Here is a 17300-nt window from a genome sequence, read left to right as displayed (position 1 = left end):
GTCGGTAAAAACAAATAATGGCATCGAGTTTGGAGGTTGCCTTGAATAAAAACATGAAGATTCTCATTGTGGACGACTTCTCCACAATGCGACGGATTATTAAGAATCTGCTGCGGGACCTGGGGTTCACCAATACCCAGGAGGCAGATGATGGTAATACCGCGTTACCCATGTTGCAGTCAGGTAACTTTGATTTCCTGGTAACCGATTGGAATATGCCCGGCATGACCGGTATTGATCTGCTCAAGGCAGTGCGTGCCGATCCGAACCTGGTCAAGCTTCCGGTGCTGATGGTAACCGCCGAATCGAAGCGTGAGCAGATCATCGAGGCGGCCAAGGCCGGAGTCAATGGTTATGTCGTCAAGCCGTTTACTGCGGTGACCCTGGAAGAGAAGATCAACAAGATTTTTGAACGTGTAGATAGCTGAGCGGCAATCATGACGAATCCGTCTGGAGAAATACATGGACATTGACGAACGTCTGATGCTGGCCAAGCAACTGGTGGCTCACCTGGAAGCAGGGAACGAAGCGGAGGCGATCCATGTTAGCTCTCAGCTCACCGAAGGCATTGAGAGCAAACTGTTTCTGGAAGTGGGTCGTCTGACCCGCGAACTGCATGAAGCGATCAATGAATTTTTGCTGGACCCACGCATCAACGAGATGGCCCAGGTGGATATTCCGGATGCCAGTGAGCGACTCACCTATGTGATCAGCATGACGGAGAAATCTGCCAACACCACGCTGGGTGCGGTGGAAGCCAGCCTGCCCCTGGCTGCTGAACTGGGCAGCAGGGCAAGTGAAATATCGGAACAGTGGGAGCGGTTCCGCAAGCGTGAACTCTCGGTGGACGATTTCAGAGAGTTGAGCCGTGAACTGGCCGAGTTCCTGAATCTGACCAGTGAACGATCGAAACAGCTGCATGCCCACATGACCGATGTGCTGATGGCACAGGATTTTCAGGATCTGACCGGCCAGATTATCCGGCAGGTGATTACCCTGGTGCACGATGTGGAGGACAAGCTGGTGCAGCTGGTCCGGATATCGGGTTCCAAATTGCCAGAAAAACAAAAAGACGCAGATAAACTGGAAGGGCCGAGCGTTCCCGGAATTGATCAGGGTGATCTGGTCAACGGGCAGGATGACGTGGACGATCTGCTATCCAGTTTGGGCTTTTAGAGGTGTGGAAGTATGGCCATTGATATGGATGACGAGATCCTTCAGGACTTCCTGATTGAAGCCGGGGAGATACTTGAGCAACTGAATGAACAGTTGGTGGATCTGGAACATCGTCCCGATGATTATGACCTGCTCAATGCAGTCTTTCGCGGCTTTCATACCATCAAGGGTGGTGCCGGATTCCTCGGTATTGATCCCCTGGTGACGGTGTGTCACCGGGCGGAAGATGTCTTCAACGTATTGCGTCAGGGACAACGGCAGGTTGATCCGGTACTGATGGACGCCGTGTTACAGGTGCTGGATGTGGTGAACGAAATGTTTGCCCTGGTCCAGTCCGGTGAAGAGCCGGACGAGGCGGATGCCCAGCTGATAGAGACACTGCATCAACTGGCGGTGCCGGCCGGCGAGTCTGTCGAGGCGTCGCAACAGGTCGATCAGGCTGCCGTGGCACCGGCGCCGCAAGCGGAACCGGAACCGGAACAGGCGGTCACCGTCGAGGAGATGGTGGCCGAGGGGGCGGATGCCCCCCAGTCAGATCCTGCTCTCGGTGGTGATGAGATCACTGAAGAGGAGTTCGAAAAGCTGCTCGATCAGCTGCACGGCACCGGCAAACATGGCGGTGTGCCGGTATCGGAAGAGGCCACATCGGCAGCAACGCCACAGGCGGCTGACGGTGACGATATTACGGAAGAAGAGTTTGAGGCCCTGCTGGATCAGTTACACGGCAAGGGGAAATTCAATGGTGTGCCCGCTGCCGAGCAACAGGCCGCTGGCGAGGCCACACCAAAGACCCCCGCTGCGGCCTCTGCCAGTTCGGATGAAATCACCGAAGATGAGTTTGAGGCGCTGCTCGATGAGCTGCATGGCAAGGGCAAGTTTGGCGCAATCAATGGAGCGGCGGCAACTCCGGCCAGCGAGTCGGCCCCGGCCTCGGCTAAACCGGCAGCTGCGCCGGCACAAGCGACTGGGTCAGGCGCCGCAAAACCGGCGCCTGCAATCAAACAGCCAGCGCCGGCCAAAGCGTCAAAATCACCTAAACGAACGGATGACCCGCAAGCACACGCCCGCAAACAGCCGCCGGCAGAGACCACTATTCGGGTAGACACTGCCCGGCTTGATGACATCATGAACATGGTGGGTGAGCTGGTGTTGGTGCGCAACCGGTTGGAGACCCTGAAGGCCAAGCTGGGGGATGAAGAGGTGGCCACGGCGGTGGCCAACCTGGATGTGGTGACCTCTGACCTGCAAAACTCCGTGATGAAGACCCGGATGCAGCCGGTGAAGAAGGTCTTCGGCCGCTTTCCCCGGGTGGTCAGGGATCTGGCTCGCAGTCTCAAGAAAGAGATCGACCTTGAACTGCACGGTGAAGAGACCGATCTGGATAAAAATCTGGTGGAGGCGTTGTCGGATCCCATGGTTCACCTGGTGCGCAACGCGGTGGATCACGGTATCGAAAGTCCGGAAGAGCGCGAAGCCGCCGGTAAACCACGGGTGGGTAAAGTGGTGCTCTCCGCCGCGCAGGCTGGTGATCATATTCTGCTGACCATTGCTGATGACGGTAAGGGTATGGATCCCGATGTGCTGCGGCGCAAGGCTGTCGAGAAAGGCATGATGGATGAAGAGGCGGCGGCACGGCTGGATGAGAAAGAGTGTTATAACCTGATCTTTGCGGCCGGATTTTCAACCAAGACCGAAATATCCGATGTTTCCGGGCGTGGCGTGGGCATGGATGTGGTGAAGACCCGTATCGCCCAGATGAATGGCCAGGTGGAGATCGATTCAGAGTACGGAAAGGGCAGTCTGATTACGATTAAACTTCCGCTGACACTGGCAATCCTGCCGACCCTGATGGTGGTGCTGGGTACCCAGCCGTTTGCCCTGCCGCTGGCCAACGTGGTGGAAATATTCAATCTCGACCTGGAACGGACCAATGTGGTGGATGGTCAATTGACTATTATGGTGCGGGAGCGGGCGTTGCCGCTGTTCTATCTGCACCAGTGGCTGGTTCCCAACAGCAACCGGGATAACCGGGAATCAACCGGTCATGTGGTGGTGGTCACGGTAGGGAATACCCAGGTCGGTCTGGTGGTGGATCACCTGATTGGACAGGAGGAGGTAGTCATTAAGCCGTTGGGTGCGCTGCTGCAGGGATTGGACGGCATGGCCGGTGCTACCATCACCGGGGATGGCAATATCGCTCTCATTCTCGATATTCCAGGATTACTGAGGAAATATGCTCGTCGCTGAACACAACTATCGTAACCCGGGGCAGTTTGCCGCTCACAACATGGAGGATAACGGTTAAATGGTTGCCTCCAGGGTTCGTGTGCTGGTGGTGGACGACTCCGCCTTCTTTCGCAGAAGAATTGCCTCGATGCTGGGCGATGTGCCGATGATCGAGGTGGTGGGGTTTGCCGGTGACGGCCAGAGCGCCATTATCGAGGCCCGACGGCTCAAGCCCGATGTGATCACCATGGATGTGGAGATGCCGGTACTGGACGGCATCAGTGCGGTGCGGCGTATTGTGGCGGAGAACCCGATACCGATCCTGATGTTCTCGTCGCTGACCCATGAAGGTGCCAAGGCGACACTCGACGCACTGGACGCGGGGGCGGTGGACTTTCTGCCCAAGCAGTTTGACCGGAGTAATGGCCAGGAGGCATCGAAGTTGCTGGCCCGGCGTGTGCTCGCGATCGGCTCCCGTGGGGTGAACCGGCGCCTGGGGACGCTACTGCGGCCTCAGCCGGCCACTAAGCCGCCAGTCCGCCCCGCTGTCGCAGCCCCGGTCCACCGGGGTGGTTACAAACTGGTGGCGATCGGTGCTTCCACCGGTGGCCCGGTGGCGGTACAGACCCTGCTGTCCGCGCTGCCGGCCAATTTTCCGTTGCCGATCCTGATAGTGGTGCATATGCCGGCCAGCTTTACGCCGGCTTATGCTGAACGGCTCAACACCCAGAGTGCGGTGGCTGTCAAGGAGGCGGCGGACGGGGATCGGTTGCGTCCCGGCCACGCCTATCTGGCTCCGGGCGGAAAACAGATGATTCTGGAGCGACGCGGTGAGGATAGCGTGATCCGAATCAAGGAGAGCAGTGCGGATCAGACTTATCGTCCCTGTGTCGATGTGAGCTTCGGCTCTGCGGCGCGGCTGATGCCGAGTGATGTGTTGGCCATCATCCTGACCGGCATGGGGGCTGATGGGAAACAGGCGGCGCGGGCCCTCAAGGAGGGTGGCTCGACAGTCTGGTCGCAGAGCGAAGAGAGTTGTGTTGTATATGGCATGCCCCAATCGGTGGAGAAGGCGGGGCTGTCTGATCGGGTGCTCGATCTGGCGGATATCGGGCCCAGCCTGATCAAGGCGGTGTAGTGTGGATTATCTCAGTATAATAGGCATTATCGTCGCATTTGGCGCCATCCTCGGGGGAAATGCCCTGGAGGGGGGCGAGGCGAGTGCGCTGGCCAATGGGCCGGCACTGGTTATCGTATTTGGCGGCACAATCGGCGCCATTATGCTGCAGACACCGATGCCGATTTTCCTGCATGCGCTGCGCTCCGCCGGAGCGGTCTTTATACCCCCGAAACAACGCCTGGATAAAACCATCAAGAAGCTGGTCGACTGGAGCAATGTGGCCCGGAAAGAGGGTTTGCTCGGGCTGGAGGATATTGCCGAGAAGGAGCCCGACCTGTTCATTCGCAAGGGTATGCAGTTACTGGTAGACGGCAGTGAACCGGAAGTGATCCGGAACATCCTGGAGGTGGAGATCGAGACCCGTGAGCACCATGATCTCCAGGCTGCACGGGTATTTGAAAGTATGGGAGGGTTCTCACCCACCATCGGTATAATCGGCGCAGTACTGGGTCTGATTCATGTGATGCAGAACCTGGCAGACCCCAGCAAACTCGGCAGCGGGATTGCCGCAGCGTTCGTGGCAACGATCTATGGTGTCGGATTGGCCAACCTGTTTCTGATCCCGTTCGGCAGTAAGCTGAAGACACTGGCGCTGGCCAGGACCCACTTCCGGGAGATGGTGGTGGAAGGTATTGTCTCCATCGCCGAAGGGGAGAATCCGCGCAATATCGAATCGAAGTTGCAGGGATATATTATCTGATGGCCCGCAGACGACGACAGGAAGAGCCGGAGAACCATGAGCGATGGTTGGTCTCCTATGCCGACTTTATCACGCTCCTGTTTGCCTTCTTTGTCGTCATGTACTCCATCTCATCAGTCAATGATGGTAAGTACCGGGTATTGTCGAATACCCTGATCGAAGCCTTTGTCGCCCCCCCGATTCGCACCGATGATCCGATTCAGGTCGGGGAGGAGTTGCGGAGTCTTGAACCACAGGTTGGCGCACCGTTCCTGCCGCAACCGATTCAGCCCAGCAGCATACCCACAGAGGAAGTGAGCGGCTCAACCCAGATCCGTTATCGCCCCCTGGAAGCGGTGGAAGATGAACTGTCGCAGGCACTGCTGGACTACGTGGACCAGGGGCTGGTCAAGGTAACCCGCACACAACGGGGCATCGGTGTGGAGATGAAGAGCAGCATGCTGTTTGCCAGCGGCAGCGCCCGACTCTCCAGAGAGGCCCTGAAAGCGTTGCGCAAAGTGGTGTTGATCGTCAAGCCACTCAGTAACATGATCAATGTGGAAGGTCACACCGATAATGTGCCAATCAGTACCATCAGCTTCCCCTCCAACTGGGAGCTTTCCGCTGCCCGTGCTGCCAGTGTGGTCCACTATTTCGCCAAGTTGGGTGTGGCATCGGAACGGATGGCCGCAATCGGTTATGGTGAGTTCCGTCCGCTGGCCAGCAACGATACCCCAGAGGGTAGAAGGAGAAACCGCCGGGTGAACCTGTTTATCATGTCGCAGCAGGTCCCCGATGCCGCCTATGATAGCGAAGAGGCTCTGGATAGCGGGGGTGGCGAGTGAAAGTATGGACCATCGCCAATCAGAAGGGGGGGGTGGGCAAAACCACCACGGCGGTTACCCTGGGGGGGCTGCTCTCATTGTGGGGGTTTCGTACGCTGTTGGTGGATATTGATCCGCACGGTTCGCTTACCAGCTACTTCCGATATGATCCGGATGCCATTGAAGAGAGTGCCTACAGTCTGTTCCAGGCGGCAGCCGGGAAAACCACCATCGATCCGGCGACACTGCTGTACAAGACCGGTACCGAAGGATTGGAGCTGTTGCCAGCGTCGGTGGCCCTGGCCACTTTGGAGCGGCAGGCCGGGCGGATGGACGGCATGGGATTGGTGTTGAAGCGGGCCTTTGAGTCGCTCGCCGGACGGTTCGACTATGTCATGATCGACTGTCCGCCCATGCTGGGTGTACTCATGGTAAATGCACTGGCCGCCTGTGAACGGCTGATTATCCCGGTGCAGACTGAATTTCTTGCCCTGAAGGGGCTGGAGCGGATGCTGCACACCCTGGATATGGTGCTTAAGGCGCGTTCATTGCCACTTCCCTACACCATAGTCCCCACCATGTTTGATCGTCGCACCCGGGCTTCAGTGGATAGCCTGCGGGTACTCAGGGACACCTATGGGGAGCATATCTGGAACGGTGTGATTCCGGTAGATACCCGGTTCCGGGAGGCAAGCAAAGTGGGTTTACCGCCACCGGTGGCGGACCCGCGTGGCCGGGGTGTGGAGGCCTACTCCTCACTGCTCGAACTGCTGATGAGTGAGCCCAGGCCGATGCCCGCTTCCGGAGTAGCGCGATGAGCAGCAACTCCGACAACTCCAGGCCGGTGCTGCATGCGCCGGAGCAGGCCGTGGACAGCTACCTGGCCGCCCTGCTCAGCGAAGTGGAGGAGTACCACGAGCCGCCCCCGGTAACGGCACCGGAAAAACCCCGGTTGGCACCGGTTGTGGAGATCCGCCAGGGCGTGCAGACCCTCGATTCCCCCCGGCAGTCGACCGCTGTAGAAATTCCCCAGGCGGTCGATACACCATTGGAAGAGCCCGAACAGGGGCCGGTTGAAGCAGGGGAGATTATCCCCCCCTGGGGGATGTCACGGTTCCAGTGTCTGCCTTTCAAGGTGCGTGGCATGAATCTGGTGGTCCCGTTGGTATCGCTTTGCAGTATAGCCGAGTGGCAGCAGGATCTGATGCGGATGCCGGGACAGCCTGACTGGTCCATGGGAGTTTTTATCCATCGGGAGAAGCGCGTAGTGGTCATCGATACCGCCCAGCTGATCATGCCGGGGCGGTTGGAGAAGGCTTCGGCAGATCGACCTAACGGTAGCCATATACTGATCATCGGTGATGGCCGTTGGGGACTGGCGTGCGATAGTCTGTTAAGCCCGTTGACCCTGGAAAAACAGGACGTGCGTTGGAGCAGGAAAAACGGCTCCCGTGGCTGGATGGCTGGAACGATCATTGAGCAGTTGAGTGTGCTGCTGAATGTTGACGAGCTGCTGAAGATGGTGGAACAGCGTTAGAATCCTGGAGCCGGGCGTACCCGGGATGTCCTGGAAAATGACATATAATTGATTGAAGCAGAGGTGCAGTCATGACTACTCGCATTGCCGAAGGTTCAGTAAATGATCCGGTTTATCAACTGGTTACATTTCGCCTTGAGGATGAAACCTACGGCATCAATGTGATGCACGTACAGGAGGTATTGCGGGTCACGGAGATCGCTCCGGTACCTGGTGCGCCGCCTTATGTTCTCGGTATTATCAATCTGCGCGGCAATGTGGTTACGGTGATTGATACCCGTAGTCGGTTCGGACTGCCTCCCGGTGATATTGATGAGGCGAGTCGAATCGTCATTATTGAATCGGAAGATCAGGTGGTGGGTATCCTGGTGGACAGCGTTGCGGAAGTGGTGGAGCTGCTGGGGTCGGAGATCGACTCTGCGCCGAATGTGGGGAATGAGGACAGCTCCAAGTTTATCCAGGGTGTGGCCACCCGTGAAAACAATCTGCTCATAGTTGTCGATCTGAACAAGTTGTTGAGCGAAGAGGAGTGGGATCAGGTCGGAATGTTCTGAATGGAAGATGGTACCCGGAGGTGAATCATGTCGGAAATCAGCCAGCCAACCCCGATCAAGCCATCCTGGCCTGTGCGGCGTGATGAGTCCCGACGCAAGCGTCCCGAGGCCGACCCGAAAGGGAAAAAAGATAAAAAGCCGGTTCAGGAGCCACTCCCTGATGAGGGCGATAGACATCCGCAGATCGACGACTATGCTTGACTGACTATGGAAATCCTCACGCTTCTTTCCCTGATCCTGGCTCTGGGTGCCATCGTCGCGCTGTCTTTTGTCGGTCTCCGATTAAGGGAAGCCAATCAACAGCTGCAGGATCTGCAGGCGCGGGTTCACTCCCTGACAGAAAACCTCAATGCACTCTGTTCCGGTGCGGTGGGAGTGGATCAGCGGGTCAGTAATCTGGAGCGCAGTGGGCGAGATCTGGCCCACCGACAGGAGTCCATGGAATCAACCCAGCAGGATCGCCCCTATGGCGAAGCGATTCAGATGGTTCAGCAGGGGGCCACCGCCAGTGCACTGGTGGAAGAGCTGGGCCTGAGCCGAAGTGAAGCGGATCTGGTGGTCATGCTGCATGGTTCCAAATAGTCCCGTTCAACTGACCTTCTGAACCTGTTGAACAAGCAGCGGTCCGGCCCCGCTCTCCCGCCCGTCCCACCCCATTCAACCAAACTCCATGGCGCAGAACCGGCGAACCCGGTCGTTGCCATTTGCGACTCTCCCCCCCCCCGCCCGGTTCTGGCAACAGGACGGTCTGAACCGGCTGCTCAAGCAGGTGTTACCTGAATCCCGCTCCGAGAGACCATCTTGGCGGCATTTTTGGCTGGTTGCGCTGATCCGGTCTGGTCGGGTCAAGCGGCTACTGAGAACCAGTCGCCCTTCACAATGCGAGCCTGTTCCGGGTTGTTTGGGAGGTTGTCGATAGCGGTTGTGGGATTGACATACCGCTTTGACAATAAATCAGGCAGAAACCCCTTCCTGCCCTTGTTTACTGCGGATGACAGGACCAGACTTGCTTCCAGAGGGCGAATTCCGGGCAGAAAAGTAGAGAGGTGTCAACATGGGCAGATCATACAGTTCTGAACACACGGGTTCCAAAATGTTGCTGGGCCTTTTCCTGCTGGCAACCGCATCAACCACTGCGTTGGGTACGACACAGCATTATCAGGCCAATCCAACCGACAGTGAATCAGCTGCCATCAAAATGCAGTTGCAAGAGACCGTTGCAGCCGGGAGCAGCCGGGTGGCCAGAAAACCGCACTGTACGCCGGGATTCATCTGTAACGCCCCGGCAAACAGGGTTGCACGGGTCAGTCGGCACGAGGCATTCAAGTTTGTATTGGTGATGGGGGCGGGGGCCTCCCGCTGATCCCGCCATCATCCCACTCTACCGATACGCACTGGCAGGATTTTCCTTGGTACGGGAAATACCTGCCAGCTGAATCGGTCCATCCGGCCTAGCGCCCCGTTACTGCTATCTCCTCCCGATCGGGACGCTCCCGTTCTGATATATCCTCGGCTTATCCTGCGATCTATCTGTTACACTAAACACTATGTGCCACATGGTCCTGTCTGAGGGACTCGGCCGAAACGGAAATGGCTGAATAGGAGCCTAAGCATGCAACAGAAACAGATGATCTTCCCACTGGTGTTGGGGCTGGTGCTCCTGGCCGGTGTGGCCCAGGCGGACTGGAAGTCCTGGCTTAAATCCGCCAAGGAGACCGTGGGACAGAGTGATACACCCGCCGTTTCAAGCGCGCTGTCCAATGACCAGATTGTGCAGGGGCTCAAGGATGCCTTGAGCGTCGGCACCGAAAAGGCGGTTGCGCTGCTCGGCCAGCCGGGCGGCTACCTGGATGATCCCCAGGTAAAAATCCCGCTGCCCAGTGGTTTGAAAAGCGTGGCCAAGGGACTCCGGGCGATCGGTCAGGATGAACTGGTTGATGAGTTTGAAGCCACCATGAACCGGGCGGCGGAAAAGGCCGTACCGGAGACCGTGTCGATTTTCAGCGACACCATTCGGGAGATGTCGCTGGAAGATGCCCGGGGTATTCTCAACGGTGGCGATAGCGCCGCGACCGACTATTTCAAAACCAAGGGGAGCGACCGGCTCAGCAGCGCCATCCTGCCCATTGTGCAACAGGCCACCAAGCAGACGGGTGTGACCTCTTCCTACAAGGATCTGGTGGGGCAGGTAGGCTTCCTGGGATCCTATGTGGATATGGATTCACTGGATCTGGACAAATACGTCACGGCGAGGGCGCTGGATGGACTGTTCCTGAAATTGGCTGAGCAGGAGCGGCTGATCCGGCAGGACCCGGTCGCTCGGACTACGGACATTCTAAAGACCGTGTTTGGCAGTGTGGGTAAATAGGAAGGTGTTGTCTGTGAAGTTACCGGTGCTCGGTTTTGCGGCCTACAGTGGTACGGGCAAAACGTTCCTGTTGAAAAAAGTGTTGCCCTTGTTGCGTGAGCAGGGGGTGCGTGTCGGGATGATCAAACATACCCATCACGATTTTGATATCGATCAGCCTGGCAAGGACAGCTACGAGCTGCGCAAGGCGGGGGCGTCCCAGATGCTGGTGGCATCGGGGCGTCGTTGGGCATTGATGGTGGAGACTGGTGGGTCCGGTGATCCCGATCTGCAGGCGATGATCAATCAGCTGGATCATAGCAAGCTGGATCTGATCCTGGTGGAGGGCTTTAAACATGTCGCCTTCCCCAAGATCGAGCTGCATCGCAACCAGCTTGAAAAGCCGCTCATCTACCCAGATGACCCGACAATCGTCGCCTTTGCCTGTGATGGCGAGCCCCCGGCTGATCTGCCCCTTCCCCTGCTGGATCTGAATGACGCGCAGCAGATTGCCGGTTTCATCAGCGACTGGATGGCACAGTCGCGGCCGGTCGCCTCCGGGACGTTTTCATAGAGTCAGGGCAACGCTCTTGATCTGGGCGTAGATCTGCATGCCTGGCTTGAGATCCAGGTTATCCCGGGACTTCCGGGTGATGCGCGCCAGCAGTGGCGTGCCATTGACGTCAAGTTTTACAATCATCCGTCCGCGACCGTGGACCGCCATCTCCCGGATCGTTACGGGCAGCACATTCAGAATACTGGTCAACCCCGGTGGATCCAGTGCCAGACTCACATCCTTGGCATGGATACGGATACGCACCGACTCCCCGACCGGACGATCGATCCACCCTACGGTCAGTTGACCGCCGGCGAAGGCCAGTCGGGTCAGGTGATAGGTTTCGTCATGCTCGATGATACGGGTGTCGATCAGCGCGCCCGCCTCCTCGTTCCGGGCAATCGGCAGATCGACCCGCGCCAGCAATTCATTTAACGGGCCAGTCGCAACAATGCTGCCCTGTTCAACCAGGATCAGATGGTCGGCAATGCGGGCCAACTCGTCCAGATCGTGGGTTACATAGATGATCGGGATATGGGACTCACCGTGGAGTCGCTCCAGATAGGGGAGAATCTCCTTTTTGTGGCCCCGATCCAGGGCCGCCATCGGTTCGTCCATGAGCAGCAGGCGTGGATGATTGAGCAACGCCCTGCCGATCGCCACCCGCTGCTTTTCGCCGCCGGACAGTTGGGCCGGACTCCGTTCCAGCAACCGTTCCAGGCCCAGGAGCTGGACCACCTGGTCAAAATCATCCCGGCGCTCGCCGGCAGGGGTACGCCGGTAGCCGAACAGCAGATTCTCCCGGACCCGCAGATGGGGGAACAGCATCCCTTCCTGAAATACGTAGCCGATTGCCCGCTTGTGTGGTGGCAGATAAAAATTGCGCTTACTGTCATGCCAGCACTCTTCGCCGATGGAGAGGAAGGCATCCCCCGCCTGTTCCAGCCCGGCGATACAGCGTAACAGGGAAGTTTTACCGCAACCGGAACGGCCGAACAGGGCGGTCACCCCCCGGTTGGGAATCTCGCCTGCCACATCCAGGGTAAATCCTCCCAACGGCAGCTTAAATCGGAACTTGATCAGGTTATCCATCAGTGACTTCGACGCAGCAGGCTGGTTCCATTCATGCGATAGACCAGAAACAGAATCAGGAACGAGAAGATCAACAGCCCGGCGGAGAGCAGGTGGGCTTGCCCATAGGCCAGCGACTCCACGTGGTCGTAGATGGCGATGGAAAGCACCTGGGTCTTGCCCGGGATATTACCGCCGATCATCAGAACTACGCCGAATTCACCCAGGGTATGGGCGAACCCCAGTGTGGCGGCGGTGATGAATCCTGGTCTGGCCAGTGGCAACACCACGGAGTAGAAGCGATCCAGCGGCGCTGCACGCAGGGTGCTGGCCGCTTCCAGGGTACGTCGGTCGATCGCGGCAAAGGCATTCTGCAAGGGCTGCACGACAAACGGCATGGAGTAGAGCACGGAGCCGATAACAAGCCCGGAAAAGGTGAAAGCCAACCCGGAGCCCCCCAGGGCAATCCAGCTGGCACCCAGTATCCCCTTGGGGGAGAGGGCGATAAGCAGATAGAACCCGAGCACCGTGGGGGGCAGCACCAGGGGCAGGGCAATGATGGTCTCCACCAGCGTGCTGATACGGGAGCGGGAGCGGGCCAGCCACCAGGCGATCGGCGTACCCAACAGCAGCAGCAGCAGGGTGGAGGTCAGGGCCAGTCGCAGGGTGACCCAGAGTGCGGACAGGTCATTGGGTTCCATTATGCTGGCAGAGTCCCGGTACTCAAAGACCGGAGTTGGCGCGCTGAACGGGCAGATCCGCCAGCCGGGCTGTACGGCACATTGATGAGGCTGGTTAATCGCATAACTGATCCAATACGGGGATTTCCGTTATTGTACTGATAAAGGGATAATCCGCCTATCATTGTCGAAGCGAATTTAACCGGGGGATGCATGGAGTTACGGGAACAGTTGGTGCGTTACTACCAGTGGCTGAGGCAGTACGGTAACAACGACTCACACAGCGGAAACGCTTCGGTACGGGATGGGGACCGGTTCTGGATTACCCCCACGGGGGCCTGTGCCGATACCCTGGGGGTGAATGATCTGGTGGCCTGCTCGGTCTCACAAGGTTGTGGAGAAGGGGCCTCCCTGGATGGCCCACTGCATCAGCAGGTTTATCGGCGAAATCCCGCTGCCCGGGCAGTACTGCATAGTCACGGACCCTACACAGTGGCAACGACCCTGAATGGAGAGACCTTTTTGCCGGTCGATTTCGAGGGGCAGCTCTATTTTCCCCAGGTGCCGGTGATCACCATCCCCTACCAGGACTACGTGGAACAGGCGCCTGCGGCGGTTGCCGAGATGTTGCAATCCCACCGCATCACCGTGGTTCGCGGACACGGTGTTTACAGTGTGGGAGAGACGCTGAACCTGGCTTACAAGTGGACCTGTTCACTGGAGCTTTCCGCCAAAACCGCCTTTCTGGCCCGTCAGTTGGGCAACCTGGACTGACTGCTGGTGTGATGGACGACCGGTATTGGAATTTTGTGAAAAGTATGAGGAGTGATTGATGGGTATCTCATTGCAGGATCAGCTGCTGAAGGCGGGTCTGGTGGACAAGAAGAAGGCCAGTGAGGTTCGTAAGCAAAAGCAGAAACAGGCCAAACAGGCACGCAAGAGCAAGGCCCAGTTGACCGATGAAGCGAAACAGGCGGCCCGGGAGGCGCAGCGTGCACAGGCTGAACGGGACCGACAACTCAATCTGCAGCGCAAGGCGGAGGCCGACAAGCGGGCTATCCAGGCGCAGATCAGACAGTTGATCGAGATGAATCAGGTGGTGATGGAGGAGGGTGATCTGCCCTACAGCTTCACCGATGGCCGCAAGATCAAGAAGATCTACGTAACTGAAGACGTTCAGGCACGGCTCAGCCGGGGCCAGTTGGCCATTGCCCGTTTTGATGATCGTTATGCCGTCGTGCCGGTGGCGGTGGCGGAGAAGATCCAGCAACGGGACCAGAGCACCATTGTTCTGCTGAACCGGACTGAAAAACAGAACGCCGAAGATGATCCCTATGCCGATTTCCAGGTGCCGGATGACCTGATGTGGTAGCACCCGGAATTGTGAATCTCTAGCGGGATCAGTGGCGCCTGATATGCAACCATAGCCACCTGGCGGTTGGCCAACGGCTGTTCTACCGGCACACGATACCGGCCATGGTACGGATGTAGTCGGGTTTCAGCCTAGCGCCAACTGATGGCTTGGGTCTGAAGGAGTTGTTAATGAATAAAAAAATAATCCTCTGCTGTCTGGTCGCGTCCACGGTTGGTTTACAGGCGTGCACCACAGTGGATCCCTATACCCGCGAGGAAAAGACTTCCAGTGCCGTAAAGGGGGCCGCGATTGGTGCGGCCGTTGGTGCAGTTCTGGGTATTGCCACCTCGAGTGATAAGAAGAAGCGCAAAGAACGGGCCCTTAAGGGGGCCGGCATCGGCGCCCTGGCTGGCGGTGGTGTGGGTTACTACATGGATGTTCAGGAGGCAAAGCTGCGCCAGCAGCTGGAGAATACCGGGGTCAGCGTAACCCGTAACGGCGATAACATTATTCTCAATATGCCAAGCAATATTACCTTTGCGGTGGACCGGGCCGATGTGAACCCCGGTTTTGTGGAAACCCTGCAATCGGTCGCGCTGGTGCTTAAAGAGTACAAATCCACCATGATCGAGGTGGCTGGCCATACCGATAGTACCGGCTCGGCTGCTTATAACCAGAACCTGTCACAGCGGCGTGCCCAGGCGGTGAGTAATGTCCTGATTGCCAGTGGTGTGGAGGCCGTTCGTATTGACAGTGTCGGCTATGGAGAGAGCTATCCGATTGCCAGCAATGCCACGGCCGCCGGACGGCAACAGAACCGTCGGGCGGAGTTGACCCTGTTGCCCTACGTGGAGTAACGCACGGATACGGCGCGCCCTGGGCGGAAAGGAGTCTGCCAGAACAGATCTTTTGCATCGATCGATGGGCGCAGACAAGAAAAAAGGCCGGAGCTGCGAAAGCTCCGGCCTTTTCGTTACCGTCCGTGGAGCAGGGCGATACTACGCCATCAATGCCTTGGCCTGTTCCGGCCAGTTGCTGGTGTCATAACGGGCATAGCGCTCGTCCACATTGAGCAGTTGCTGCTTGATTCCTTCACTGCCCAGTTCCACCAGTTGCGCGTAGCTGACGATACCGGCGCTATTTAAAACGTCCGCCAGTTTCGGGCCGATGCCTTTGATGGCAGTCAGATCATCAGGCTGCTGTTTTTTGCTCTCCTTGGGCTGCTGGGCCGGGGCCGCAGGCTTCGCTTTGCTGGTTACATCCGCTGCGGTACTGGGGGTAGCCGGAATCGGAGCCGTATCCTCCAGGGTGCGTTTTACATAGCTGCCGGGTGCCTCTTCAAGGATCGGCATGCCACGGTCCCCCGGGGTACGGGCCGCAACCTTGTCATCGGCCAGTGCCTTCACCCAGCGATCCCACTCAGGCCACCAGGAGCCTTCCACCACTTCCGCCTCTTTTGCCCAGCTTTCGGGATCTTCCGGCAGATCATCGGTCACCCGGTAGTTGTACTTGCCGGCTGCCGGTGGATTGATGATGCCGGCGATATGGCCGGAACCGCCCAGGATGAAACGTACATCGCCGGAGAACAGCTTGGCACCGGCGTAGGTGGAGCGCCAGGGCGCGATGTGATCTTCCGCGGCGGAGACAAAGCAGACCGGGATATCCACCTTGGAGATATCGATGGGCACACCGTCGATCGTCACACCACCCGGTTTGCAGAGGTTGTTCTCCAGGTAGAAGTTGCGCAGATACCAGGCATGCATCTTGGCCGGCATGCGGGTGGAGTCCGAGTTCCAGTAGAGCAGGTCGAACGGCCGCGGATCGTTACCCAGCAGGTAGTTGTTGATGTAGAACGACCAGATCAGGTCGTTGGCACGCATCAGGTTGAAGGCGCCTGCCATCTGGCTGCCATCCAGGTAACCGGTCTCTTCCATGCGCTTCTCCAGGCCGCAGATCTGCTCTTCGTCGATAAAGACGCCCAGTTCACCCGGTTTGGCGAAGTCGATCATGGTGGTGAAGAAGGTAGCGCTCTTGACCCGCTGGTCGCCTTTCTCTTTCATGTAGGCAAGCGAAGTGGCCAACAGCGATCCACCGATGCAGTAACCGATCATGTTGATATCGGACTCACCGGTGGCCTGTTCAACTACATCGACCGCCGTCATCACCCCTTCGGTGACATAATCATCGAAGCTGGTTTCTGCATAGGAGCTGTCAGGATTGACCCAGGAGACCACAAACACCGTGTGACCCTGATCCACCAGCCACTTCAACAGCGAGTTCTTCGGCTGCAGATCCATGATGTAATACTTGTTGATCCAGGGGGGGACCACCAGCAGTGGCCGCTTCAGCACCTTGTCGGTGGAGGGCATGTACTGGATGAGCTGGAACATCCGGTTCTGGAATATCACCTTGCCGGGCGTGGTGGCCACGTTCTCACCCAGTTTAAAGGCGGAGGTATCGGTCATGCGGATGCGCAGCTCTCCCTTGCCCGCCTCCAGGTCTTCCAGCATGTTTTTCAGACCGTGCACCAGGTTAGCACCCTTGGTCTCCACCACCTTTTCAATAACGGCCGGGTTGGTGGCGGCGAAGTTGGTCGGTGACATGGCCTCCAGGTAACGCTCTGTGAAGAACTCCACCTTTTCGGCTGTGTGCTCATCCAGACCCTCCACACCCTTCACCTGATCGCGCAGCCATTTGGAGGCCAGCAGGTAGGATTGCTTGATGGCGTTGAAGGTGGGTTGCTGATCCCAGTCTTCATGTTTGAAGCGGCGATCGCCCTTGTCTTCGGTAATAACCGGATCGGCTACAACACTCCCACCGATAAGATTGGTCAGGGATTGCTGATACAGCTCCATGGATTTCTGCAGAAAGGAGATATTGGCATTGATCACATTCTGCGGATCTTTAGCTACAGCCAAGTACCACTCTGCGGATGACTTCATCAGATTGAATGGATCAAGGTCCATATTCTCATAGGACTTGGCGAAATTGGCCATGATTTCCTCGACCTGCTTGAAATTTTTCTGCAGCTCCATGGTTGTCGACGCAAAGCCCAATGTATTGACCTCGGACTGGTCAGTTTTCGACATCTCTCTCTCCTGTTCTTCGTATGCAGA

The 17300-nt window shown here is 57.6% G+C and carries 20 protein-coding genes; 17 read left to right on the top strand and 3 right to left on the bottom strand.

The genetic code is table 11. The features are described 5' to 3' along the window. The first annotated feature begins 53 nt into the window (after positions 1 to 53). The 14 genes from cheY (at position 54) to mobB (ending at position 11097) form a co-directional block, all read left to right on the top strand. On the top strand, positions 54 to 428 hold the full coding sequence (gene cheY / locus AAY24_RS07270; protein ID WP_470406628.1) for a chemotaxis response regulator CheY: 375 nt from the start codon (positions 54 to 56) through the stop codon (positions 426 to 428). Between the two features lie 34 nt (positions 429 to 462). Next, positions 463 to 1176, top strand: coding sequence for a protein phosphatase CheZ (locus tag AAY24_RS07265; protein WP_046859121.1), 714 nt, complete (start codon positions 463 to 465; stop codon positions 1174 to 1176). A gap of 12 nt (positions 1177 to 1188) precedes the next feature. Continuing rightward, positions 1189 to 3423, top strand: a complete 2235-nt coding sequence (locus AAY24_RS07260; RefSeq protein WP_046859120.1) for a chemotaxis protein CheA — start codon at positions 1189 to 1191, stop codon at positions 3421 to 3423. Between the two features lie 58 nt (positions 3424 to 3481). Next, positions 3482 to 4540 (top strand): protein-glutamate methylesterase/protein-glutamine glutaminase, encoded by a 1059-nt coding sequence (locus AAY24_RS07255; RefSeq protein ID WP_046859119.1) that lies wholly within the window; start codon positions 3482 to 3484, stop codon positions 4538 to 4540. A gap of 1 nt (position 4541) precedes the next feature. Next, complete coding sequence (locus AAY24_RS07250) at positions 4542 to 5282, top strand: flagellar motor protein (protein WP_046859118.1); 741 nt, start codon at positions 4542 to 4544, stop codon at positions 5280 to 5282. Continuing rightward, entirely contained in the window at positions 5282 to 6106 is an 825-nt protein-coding gene (gene motD / locus AAY24_RS07245; protein WP_046859117.1) for a flagellar motor protein MotD, read from the top strand. The genes AAY24_RS07250 and motD overlap by 1 nt, the downstream gene beginning before the upstream one ends. Continuing rightward, positions 6103 to 6903, top strand: a complete 801-nt coding sequence (locus tag AAY24_RS07240; protein WP_046859116.1) for a ParA family protein — start codon at positions 6103 to 6105, stop codon at positions 6901 to 6903. The genes motD and AAY24_RS07240 overlap by 4 nt, the downstream gene beginning before the upstream one ends. Beyond that, a complete protein-coding gene (locus tag AAY24_RS18475) occupies positions 6900 to 7622 on the top strand; it encodes a chemotaxis protein CheW (RefSeq protein ID WP_052761119.1) in 723 nt (240 codons plus the stop codon). Before AAY24_RS07240 ends, AAY24_RS18475 begins: the two co-directional genes overlap by 4 nt. Positions 7623 to 7693: 71 nt before the next feature. Then, positions 7694 to 8176 (top strand): chemotaxis protein CheW, encoded by a 483-nt coding sequence (locus AAY24_RS07230; protein WP_046859115.1) that lies wholly within the window; start codon positions 7694 to 7696, stop codon positions 8174 to 8176. A 27-nt stretch (positions 8177 to 8203) separates the two neighbouring features. Then, entirely contained in the window at positions 8204 to 8377 is a 174-nt protein-coding gene (locus tag AAY24_RS19140) for a hypothetical protein (RefSeq protein WP_199930521.1), read from the top strand. Positions 8378 to 8383: 6 nt separating this feature from the next. After that, positions 8384 to 8758, top strand: coding sequence for a DUF2802 domain-containing protein (locus tag AAY24_RS07225; protein ID WP_082117070.1), 375 nt, complete (start codon positions 8384 to 8386; stop codon positions 8756 to 8758). A gap of 511 nt (positions 8759 to 9269) precedes the next feature. Continuing rightward, complete coding sequence (locus AAY24_RS07220) at positions 9270 to 9539, top strand: hypothetical protein (protein WP_199930520.1); 270 nt, start codon at positions 9270 to 9272, stop codon at positions 9537 to 9539. Positions 9540 to 9788: 249 nt separating this feature from the next. Continuing rightward, complete coding sequence (locus tag AAY24_RS07215; protein ID WP_052761118.1) at positions 9789 to 10544, top strand: DUF4197 domain-containing protein; 756 nt, start codon at positions 9789 to 9791, stop codon at positions 10542 to 10544. Positions 10545 to 10557: 13 nt separating this feature from the next. Next, a complete protein-coding gene (gene mobB / locus AAY24_RS07210) occupies positions 10558 to 11097 on the top strand; it encodes a molybdopterin-guanine dinucleotide biosynthesis protein MobB (RefSeq protein WP_046859113.1) in 540 nt (179 codons plus the stop codon). Here mobB and modC read toward each other — a convergent pair. Together modC and modB are read right to left on the bottom strand one after the other, a co-directional pair. Then, complete coding sequence (gene modC, locus AAY24_RS07205; RefSeq protein WP_046859112.1) at positions 11092 to 12171, bottom strand: molybdenum ABC transporter ATP-binding protein; 1080 nt, start codon at positions 12169 to 12171, stop codon at positions 11092 to 11094. The genes mobB and modC overlap by 6 nt on opposite strands. Then, a complete protein-coding gene (gene modB, locus AAY24_RS07200; protein ID WP_046859111.1) occupies positions 12171 to 12851 on the bottom strand; it encodes a molybdate ABC transporter permease subunit in 681 nt (226 codons plus the stop codon). Before modB ends, modC begins: the two co-directional genes overlap by 1 nt. Positions 12852 to 13043: 192 nt before the next feature. Here modB and AAY24_RS07195 point away from each other — a divergent pair, with 192 nt between their 5' ends. From AAY24_RS07195 to AAY24_RS07185, 3 genes are all read left to right on the top strand, one after another. Next, on the top strand, positions 13044 to 13604 hold the full coding sequence (locus tag AAY24_RS07195; RefSeq protein ID WP_046859110.1) for a class II aldolase/adducin family protein: 561 nt from the start codon (positions 13044 to 13046) through the stop codon (positions 13602 to 13604). Between the two features lie 58 nt (positions 13605 to 13662). Then, positions 13663 to 14202 (top strand): DUF2058 domain-containing protein, encoded by a 540-nt coding sequence (locus tag AAY24_RS07190; RefSeq protein WP_046859109.1) that lies wholly within the window; start codon positions 13663 to 13665, stop codon positions 14200 to 14202. 170 nt (positions 14203 to 14372) lie between these two features. Continuing rightward, on the top strand, positions 14373 to 15041 hold the full coding sequence (locus AAY24_RS07185; protein ID WP_046859108.1) for a YiaD family glycine zipper/OmpA-like lipoprotein: 669 nt from the start codon (positions 14373 to 14375) through the stop codon (positions 15039 to 15041). A gap of 141 nt (positions 15042 to 15182) precedes the next feature. Here the strand turns inward: AAY24_RS07185 and phaC are convergent, their stop codons facing one another. Beyond that, positions 15183 to 17273: a class I poly(R)-hydroxyalkanoic acid synthase gene (gene phaC / locus AAY24_RS07180; protein ID WP_063370452.1), complete on the bottom strand. Its 2091-nt coding sequence runs from the start codon at positions 17271 to 17273 to the stop codon at positions 15183 to 15185. Positions 17274 to 17300: the final 27 nt, after the last annotated feature.

This window comes from Sedimenticola thiotaurini (assembly GCF_001007875.1).
In the GTDB taxonomy this organism is placed as follows: Bacteria; Pseudomonadota; Gammaproteobacteria; order Chromatiales; family Chromatiaceae; genus Sedimenticola; species Sedimenticola thiotaurini.
This window is presented reverse-complemented; position numbering and strand designations above follow the sequence as displayed.

Coding starts and splice junctions, on each gene's coding strand:
- AAY24_RS07195 (WP_046859110.1), top strand. CDS start 13,044: ATGGAGTTACGGGAACAGTTGGTGCGTTACTACCAGTGGCTGAGGCAG.
- AAY24_RS07220 (WP_199930520.1), top strand. CDS start 9,270: ATGTTGCTGGGCCTTTTCCTGCTGGCAACCGCATCAACCACTGCGTTG.
- AAY24_RS07265 (WP_046859121.1), top strand. CDS start 463: ATGGACATTGACGAACGTCTGATGCTGGCCAAGCAACTGGTGGCTCAC.
- AAY24_RS07215 (WP_052761118.1), top strand. CDS start 9,789: ATGCAACAGAAACAGATGATCTTCCCACTGGTGTTGGGGCTGGTGCTC.
- AAY24_RS18475 (WP_052761119.1), top strand. CDS start 6,900: ATGAGCAGCAACTCCGACAACTCCAGGCCGGTGCTGCATGCGCCGGAG.
- AAY24_RS07185 (WP_046859108.1), top strand. CDS start 14,373: ATGAATAAAAAAATAATCCTCTGCTGTCTGGTCGCGTCCACGGTTGGT.
- AAY24_RS07190 (WP_046859109.1), top strand. CDS start 13,663: ATGGGTATCTCATTGCAGGATCAGCTGCTGAAGGCGGGTCTGGTGGAC.
- modC (WP_046859112.1), bottom strand. CDS start 12,171: ATGGATAACCTGATCAAGTTCCGATTTAAGCTGCCGTTGGGAGGATTT.
- AAY24_RS19140 (WP_199930521.1), top strand. CDS start 8,204: ATGTCGGAAATCAGCCAGCCAACCCCGATCAAGCCATCCTGGCCTGTG.
- AAY24_RS07255 (WP_046859119.1), top strand. CDS start 3,482: ATGGTTGCCTCCAGGGTTCGTGTGCTGGTGGTGGACGACTCCGCCTTC.
- AAY24_RS07225 (WP_082117070.1), top strand. CDS start 8,384: ATGGAAATCCTCACGCTTCTTTCCCTGATCCTGGCTCTGGGTGCCATC.
- motD (WP_046859117.1), top strand. CDS start 5,282: ATGGCCCGCAGACGACGACAGGAAGAGCCGGAGAACCATGAGCGATGG.
- modB (WP_046859111.1), bottom strand. CDS start 12,851: ATGGAACCCAATGACCTGTCCGCACTCTGGGTCACCCTGCGACTGGCC.
- phaC (WP_063370452.1), bottom strand. CDS start 17,273: ATGTCGAAAACTGACCAGTCCGAGGTCAATACATTGGGCTTTGCGTCG.
- AAY24_RS07260 (WP_046859120.1), top strand. CDS start 1,189: ATGGCCATTGATATGGATGACGAGATCCTTCAGGACTTCCTGATTGAA.
- cheY (WP_470406628.1), top strand. CDS start 54: ATGAAGATTCTCATTGTGGACGACTTCTCCACAATGCGACGGATTATT.
- AAY24_RS07230 (WP_046859115.1), top strand. CDS start 7,694: ATGACTACTCGCATTGCCGAAGGTTCAGTAAATGATCCGGTTTATCAA.